Origin of the sequence: Xenorhabdus innexi (assembly GCF_002632485.1) — a bacterium.
Taxonomy (GTDB): Bacteria; Pseudomonadota; Gammaproteobacteria; order Enterobacterales; family Enterobacteriaceae; genus Xenorhabdus; species Xenorhabdus innexi.
The window spans coordinates 1-7,574 of record NZ_NIBU01000089.1 but is presented as its reverse complement, the minus strand read 5'-3'; the positions used below and the strand labels follow the sequence as shown (position 1 = coordinate 7,574).

At 43.9% G+C, this 7,574-nt stretch carries 5 protein-coding genes and 1 tRNA gene; 2 read left to right on the top strand and 4 right to left on the bottom strand.

Annotated elements, in window-relative coordinates; genetic code table 11:
* Window positions 1-362: 362 nt before the first annotated feature.
* Window positions 363-438, bottom strand: a tRNA-Ile gene (locus tag Xinn_RS18770).
* A gap of 291 nt (window positions 439-729) precedes the next feature.
* On the opposite strand from Xinn_RS18770, the gene Xinn_RS18765 reads away from it, so the two are divergent.
* A complete protein-coding gene (locus Xinn_RS18765) occupies window positions 730-1,506 on the top strand; it encodes a GNAT family N-acetyltransferase (RefSeq protein ID WP_086954442.1) in 777 nt (258 codons plus the stop codon).
* Between the two features lie 75 nt (window positions 1,507-1,581).
* On the opposite strand, the gene rpoD is transcribed toward Xinn_RS18765, so the two are convergent.
* The 3 genes from rpoD to rpsU form a co-directional block, all read right to left on the bottom strand.
* Window positions 1,582-3,432, bottom strand: a complete 1,851-nt coding sequence (gene rpoD, locus Xinn_RS18760; protein ID WP_086954443.1) for an RNA polymerase sigma factor RpoD — start codon at window positions 3,430-3,432, stop codon at window positions 1,582-1,584.
* Between the two features lie 200 nt (window positions 3,433-3,632).
* A complete protein-coding gene (gene dnaG / locus Xinn_RS18755) occupies window positions 3,633-5,381 on the bottom strand; it encodes a DNA primase (protein WP_086954444.1) in 1,749 nt (582 codons plus the stop codon).
* Between the two features lie 114 nt (window positions 5,382-5,495).
* Window positions 5,496-5,711: a 30S ribosomal protein S21 gene (gene rpsU / locus Xinn_RS18750; protein WP_001144069.1), complete on the bottom strand. Its 216-nt coding sequence runs from the start codon at window positions 5,709-5,711 to the stop codon at window positions 5,496-5,498.
* A 428-nt stretch (window positions 5,712-6,139) separates the two neighbouring features.
* On the opposite strand from rpsU, the gene tsaD reads away from it, so the two are divergent.
* Window positions 6,140-7,171 carry a tRNA (adenosine(37)-N6)-threonylcarbamoyltransferase complex transferase subunit TsaD gene (gene tsaD, locus Xinn_RS18745; RefSeq protein ID WP_086954445.1) on the top strand — a complete coding sequence of 344 codons (1,032 nt, stop codon included), beginning with the start codon at window positions 6,140-6,142 and terminating at the stop codon, window positions 7,169-7,171.
* The last annotated feature ends 403 nt before the right edge of the window (window positions 7,172-7,574 follow it).

Here is a 7,574-nt window from a genome sequence, read left to right as displayed (position 1 = left end):
ACGTGTTGATAGGTAAGTGCATTGAACACCTCCCCGTATTGTTCAGGAAAAAATGTCAGGGGTTATCATGCCACAATGGGGCGTACGGCTGTAGTACTAGCCGTTACTTTGATTCGTATGGTCAACCCATTGAGCGTAAAGTGCGCGACAAGCCGCAGGAATAATCACCCATCTGTTTGTTATTTATCTAGGTGTCTTCATGTTCAAGGAATGTGATAAGTGTCACAGAGGGAAATACGAGAACGCTTCATTACCGTAGCGATGTTAATCGGTTATACATAATGCTACTGCCGGAAGGTATCCTATGGGTATCCTAGAAAAAACTAAGGGGTCGCACTTTTGATGCAACCCCTTGATAATTCTGGTGGCCCCTGCTGGACTTGAACCAGCGACCAAGCGATTATGAGTCGCCTGCTCTAACCACTGAGCTAAGGGGCCAGTGAAGTGGGGAGATTATACGGTACTGTGTGGCATCAGGTCTAGCCCCGAAAATTCATATGCGCGTTTTATATACAGAAATTAGGATCTTTTAAGATATTTAAACTATTTTGAAACTCTATAAACTATTTTTTAGTGATGCTGATTGTCTTTTTGATTAATTTTTCTGGTTATTTACTGGTTTTTGGTTATTGTTTGAGCGCGAAAACTTTCGTTGATGATGTTCTGCACTTTCTGTAATTGCAGGCCGCTCTTTATTTTCCTATAAAAATATTTTCGTGATTCAACAATATGAGCCTATATAACTTATCAACTTCTATTTTGTTTCATCGTAAACTGGAAGATTACTTTTTTTCATCAATTAGCCAAATGCACTGGCATATTGGGGCTGGCATTCGGGCTTACATAACCGGTGTTGAAGCAGATACATTAAATTTTTTGCAGGTTATTAATGAAAGTGCTCAGATTACAGAAGAGCTGAAATCAGGGATTCAGTTACTTGATGAGAAAGGTAATGTGCCTTTTCTGATTGTCGCTGTGCAACCCTCTGGTCAGATTTTGGCGGTTATTGAACAGACTGGGTTTGTAGCTGATCCTGATAGTATAACGACAGTTATGGAGCTTGATTTAACAAACTGGCAGATGGAAGATGAGCATTGCGGAAAGTATGAAATCAGGTGTGTTGACCATTGTTTACCTGATTGGGCGATACCGCTTGAAAGTGCATTTGAGACTGGAGACGCTATATCTGGGCAGTATATGAAATGCCATCAGGCCGCGCTAAGAGCAGGGAAATGTTTGCAGCATTACGCTCTGTATGTCGATGAAAAGCCAGTTTGTGCTTTAACTTTATCGAGAGTCGATAATATTGTCCGCCTTGATGATATCAGTACTGTAAAAGAAAATATGAGGCGGGGATATGCTTCAGCATTAATTAATTATGTATTGAATGAGGCCAGAGAACGAGGCGCAACGGCTTGCTATCTGGAAGCCTCCCGTGAGGGTAATGGCGTGTATCGTCGCATTGGTTTTAATGCTTTGTTTGAATGTCAGGCTTTTATTCGTTAAACACAAAAGTTCGTGAGAAATAAAAAAGCGCCTGCCAAAACAGACGCTTTTCAGACCTATTCGCAAATATTTTGATTAATCATCAAGGAAGCTACGTAATACTTCTGAACGGCTCGGATGACGCAGTTTGCGCAGCGCTTTCGCCTCGATCTGACGGATACGCTCGCGGGTTACGTCAAACTGCTTACCAACTTCTTCCAATGTATGATCGGTATTCATATCGATACCAAAACGCATACGCAGGACTTTCGCTTCACGTGCAGTTAACCCTGCCAGTACATCGTGGGTTGCTGAACGCAGACTTTCTGACGTAGCAGAATCCAGCGGCAGTTCCAACGTTGTATCTTCAATGAAATCGCCCAGATGTGAATCTTCATCATCACCAACAGGGGTTTCCATTGAAATTGGCTCTTTGGCTATTTTCAGCACTTTGCGGATCTTGTCTTCCGGCATCAGCATACGTTCTGCCAACTCTTCCGGTGACGGTTCACGACCCATTTCCTGTAGCATCTGACGAGAAATACGATTAAGTTTGTTAATCGTTTCAATCATATGTACAGGGATACGAATAGTACGCGCCTGATCCGCAATGGAGCGGGTAATAGCCTGACGGATCCACCAGGTTGCATAAGTTGAGAACTTATAACCACGGCGATATTCGAATTTATCAACCGCTTTCATCAGGCCGATATTACCTTCCTGAATCAGGTCAAGGAATTGCAGACCACGGTTGGTGTATTTCTTGGCAATTGAAATAACCAGACGTAAGTTAGCTTCAACCATTTCTTTCTTCGCTCGGCGGGCTTTTGCTTCACCAATTGACATGCGACGGTTGATATCTTTGACTTGATCGATGGTCAGGCCAGTTTCTTCTTCAATCTGACGCAGTTTTTGCAGACTGCGCATGATTTCATCTTCAACTTCCGGCAGTTTATCAGACCAGGGCTTGTTCATTGCTTTTGCAGCAGTGAACCAGGTCTCAGTTGTTTCGTTACCAGAAAACAGAGTGATGAAGTTTTTCTTCGGCATTTTGCACTGTTCAACACACATCTTCATGATCAGACGTTCCTGAAAACGTACTCGATCCATCATGGAACGCATGTTGTTGACCAGATAATCAAACTGTTTTGGCACCAAGCGGAACTGCTTGAATACCTCAGACAATGTCAAAATTTCAGCGGCAGTATTCGGGTGGCTGCGACCATAGCTTTTGATTGACTGGCGAGTAACTTCATATTGTTCACGAAGCTCCTGAAACTTCTGACGGGCCAGTTCTGGATCGATGCTGTTATCATCTTCGCTGTCAGTATCATCATCCCGCTCTTCGTCATCATCGTCGTCGGAATCATCCAGCTCTTCCTGAGGTAGTTCAGAACCAACGTGAGTGGCTGTCGGTGCGAGATCTTCTTCTGCGTTAGGGTCAACAAAACCGGTAATTAGATCAGACAGGCGGCTTTCACCTGCTTCAACATGGTCGTACTGTTCCAGCAGATAGGTAATAGCTTCAGGGTATTCGGCAACGGAGCACTGTACTTGGTTGATGCCATCTTCAATGCGTTTTGCAATGTCAATCTCACCTTCGCGAGTCAGCAGTTCAACGGTACCCATTTCACGCATGTACATGCGTACCGGGTCAGTTGTACGACCGATTTCTGACTCGACACTGGATAACACTTGCGCAGCTGCTTCTGCGGCATCTTCATCGGTGTCGTTTGTGTTTTCTGCCAACATGAGATCATCGGCATCAGGTGCCTCTTCCATTACCTGGATGCCCATGTCATTGATCATTTGGATGATATCTTCTATCTGATCAGAATCGACGATATCTTCCGGCAGATGGTCATTGACCTCAGCATAGGTCAGATAGCCTTGCTCCTTACCTCGGGTGACAAGTAGCTTCAGCTGTGACTGCGGGTTTTGCTCCATAAGACGGTATCCACACTTCAGAGTATTGGTTGGTGTCGGTCGGCGAAACAAATATGCCAACAATAACATTTAGGGGGCATTTCGTTGTATTGCCACTGCCCTCAATAGCGGCAACTGTAGGGTTATCTCCCTACCTCATTCGGCACTTAAGCCGTAAATAGTTCAAGATTCAGATTCTGTCTTACATTTTAAACAGGATCTTACTTTCTGGCGCCGGACTCTGTAATCAGTCGAACTTCTTCGCGTTCTTCCGGCGTCAGACCTTCTGTTCTTTCTTTAGCAATTAAAAACTTGAAACGTTCATCTAAAGCTGATGCAAAAAGATGATTTAACGCATCACTAAACGTTTTTTCAGCGATTTCTTCTACTTGTATATCGTTCCATGCGGCGAGTTTTTCAAGCTGTTTTGCGTATTTATTATCGCGATATTGCTCCAAAAGCTGACCGGTTGTTAACCCCGGCTGAGCAAGACATGTGTCGACAAGCTCAATAAATAGCGGTAGCCCCGCTATCTGAGCAGAAAACATTCCCTGTAATGAAGGGACTAATGTCGCTAAATGCGGATTCTGTACCAGCAATGCGATGAGTATTCGCATTGTTGTTGGTTTCAGTTTTAGCGCCTGATAAGTATTGGTATCTTTTTTGACAAGTTTTGCCAGAGATCGTTCCAATTGTGTAGTATCAGGTATGCCCAACAGTTTCCCTAGTTCCTTTAGCAGGTAAAGCCGCAATGCTTCGCCCGGAATCTGGCTAATCAGTGGCATCGCAAGTGAATTAAGTTTGGTTGCCCCTTCTGGGGTACTTAAATCAACTTGTAACAACAGTGAATCAAACAAGAATTCAGACAGAGTCAGTGTCTTTTCCATTCTCTGTTCAAATACTTCCCGCCCTTCTTTACGTACTAGTGAATCTGGATCTTCGCCATCAGGCAAGAACATAAAACGTAATTGCCGGCCATCATTCAGATAAGGTAATGCTGTTTCCAGCGTCCTCCATGCGGCATCACGGCCTGCACGGTCTCCATCGTAACAACAGATGACACTATCGGTTGTACGGAAAAGTAACTGAACATGCTCGGCTGTTGTCGATGTTCCCAACGAAGCTACGGCATAATCAATGCCAAACTGAGCCAGTGCAACGACATCCATATAACCTTCAACTACCAATAATCTTGAAGGCGATTTTCGGTTTTGTTGTGCTTCATAAAGGCCATAGAGTTGACGACCTTTATGGAAGATATCTGTCTCAGGTGAATTCAGATATTTGGGAAGTGAGTCTCCTAATACCCTACCACCAAAGGCAATTACACGACCACGACGATCGCGAATTGGAAACATCACTCGACCACGAAAACGGTCATAGACATTGCCACTATCATTAGTGACTAGCATGCCTGCATCATCGAGAAGCTTGCGTGCCTCTTCATTTTGGGCAAACTGTTTAAGGGCATTATTCCACCCTGCCGGGGCGAAACCAATTGCAAAACGCTTAATGACTTCTTCACTGAGTCCACGTTGCGCCAGATATTGGTGGGCTGGCTGCCCACTTGGTTCAGACAGTGAATATTGATAGAAACTATTGAGCTTATCCATCAATTCATAAAGATTCTGCCTTTGGTGACGTTCGATGTGCCCGCCGCCTGAGCCTGCTTCGTAAGGGACTTCCAGCCCGTGCATAGCTGCCAGCTCTTCTATGGATTCGACAAAGTCTAGCCTGTCGTAATTCATTAAGAAGTCGATGGCATTACCGTGGGCTCCGCAACCAAAGCAATGATAAAACTGTTTATCGCCATTAACAGTAAATGAAGGGGTTTTCTCATTATGAAAAGGACAACACGCCTGATGGTTCTTACCTTTCTTTTTGAGAGGCACTCTGACATCAATTAGATCAATGATATCGGTTCTTGCTAACAAGTCATTGATAAATGCGCGTGGAATTCGTCCAGCCATAAGCCCTTTTACGCCTGTTGATGAACGAGAATAAGCCGCGCTTTCTCTGGGAAAGCACGGCCTTTAACTGCAGTAGTTTGTTAAAACAAACACTTTGCGGACGGGCCGCAAAGATTAGTACAAACGAGTGCGACGTGCGTTTTCACGAGCCAGCTTTTTAGCGTGGCGCTTAACTGCTGATGCTTTAGCGCGTTTGCGTTCAGTCGTTGGTTTTTCATAGAACTCACGACGACGAACTTCTGCTAATACGCCTGCTTTTTCGCAAGAACGCTTGAAGCGACGCAGAGCTACGTCAAATGGCTCGTTTTCACGTACTTTAATTACTGGCATGTGCCTCTCACCTCAATAGAAATCGGGTTTGTCGCTGGCGGGATAGTGCCAGCCGTCTTTAAAATGGTGCGGAATTTTACTTCAATGAACACGGCTTTGTAAAGTACCGTGGAAAATTGAAACACGCAACGTCGCAGGTTGTAGGTTGCTTTTTTGTACGCAAAACAAGCAATCTGAAGCCAACGTTATTCATTCAACCACACTGGATATTCAAATAGGGGACTGATTATAGACTAAACAGAACAAAGAGTCAGCATGTAAATGGAATCTATTGTCTGTCATTGAGTTAAATGCGTATACCCAAAATCTGAATAGTGATTGTAAACAGGTGTGGTTATAAATAGACAGATGTGGTTGTAAATAGATAGTGATACACTGACATCCGCTTTAATTTTTGCTTTAACTACCGTGACGAGATAACAAGTACAATGCGAGTTTTAGGTATAGAAACGTCCTGCGATGAAACTGGAATCGCAATTTATGATGACAAATCCGGCCTGCTAGCCAATCAATTGTACAGTCAGGTAAAACTACATGCCGATTATGGTGGCGTTGTGCCTGAACTGGCATCCCGTGATCATATCCGTAAAACAGTTCCCCTGATTCAGGCTGCCTTGAAAGAAGCAGGCCTGACAAGTAAAGATATTGATGCTGTTGCTTACACTGCTGGGCCGGGTTTAGTGGGAGCACTGATGGTTGGAGCAACTATTGGTCGTTCACTGGCTTTTGCCTGGGATGTACCGGCTATTCCTGTTCATCATATGGAAGGGCACTTATTAGCACCTATGCTGGAAGAGAAGAAACCTGAATTTCCTTTTGTCGCTTTATTGGTTTCCGGTGGTCATACTCAGCTTATTAGCGTGACGGGTATCGGCAAATATGCTCTGCTTGGTGAGTCGGTTGATGATGCGGCTGGTGAAGCTTTCGATAAGACGGCAAAACTACTGGGGCTGGATTACCCGGGTGGCCCTCTTCTTTCCCGTATAGCGGAACAAGGCACAGCAGAGCGTTTTGTTTTCCCCCGTCCAATGACAGATCGTCCGGGGTTAGATTTCAGCTTTTCCGGTCTGAAAACGTTTGCAGCTAATACGATTCGTAATCACATAACTGGTTGTGATGCTGAACAGGATAAGCAGACCAGAGCAGATATTGCTCACGCATTTGAAGATGCTGTTGTTGATACTCTGGTAATAAAGTGTAGACGTGCATTAGAGCAAACTGGTTTCAAACGGCTGGTTATGGCGGGAGGAGTGAGTGCAAACCGGACATTGCGCATCAGAATGCAAAATATGACGGAAAAATTGCAGGGAGAAGTTTTTTATGCCCGCCCTGAATTTTGTACTGATAACGGGGCAATGATAGCGCTTGCCGGGATGATCCGTTTGACAACCGGAACAAAGGAAAATTTAGGTGTCACTGTGAAAGCTCGCTGGCCATTATCTGAGCTTCCTTCATTATAAAAGTAGCTAATGTAAGCCAACTGTTTTGAAAGAGAACAGTCACCAAAAATTACCTGATCCAAAAAGATAGTGTCCGACATAACAAGGTAGTACTTGTTATTAATAAAGAAGCAAGTTTCTATTCAGGATTAAACAGTATCAGCCCTGAATAGAATCTTGCTTCTGCGAACAAATAACTTTTGTCTTAAAACCGATATCCCACCCTAATATTAAATTCATTGATATAGCTGTTAATACTTCGTGACGCGACGCTTTAGGAGCGCGCTCTGTCGTATTCACTGCCTTTAATATTTGATGGCTGAATCATAGACAGGATCTTAAGCAATAACCGTTTATTTTTAGATAGAAAAAAGGCTTCATTTATGATCTGATAATCGTCGCCAAACAATAAATCAAAACCACG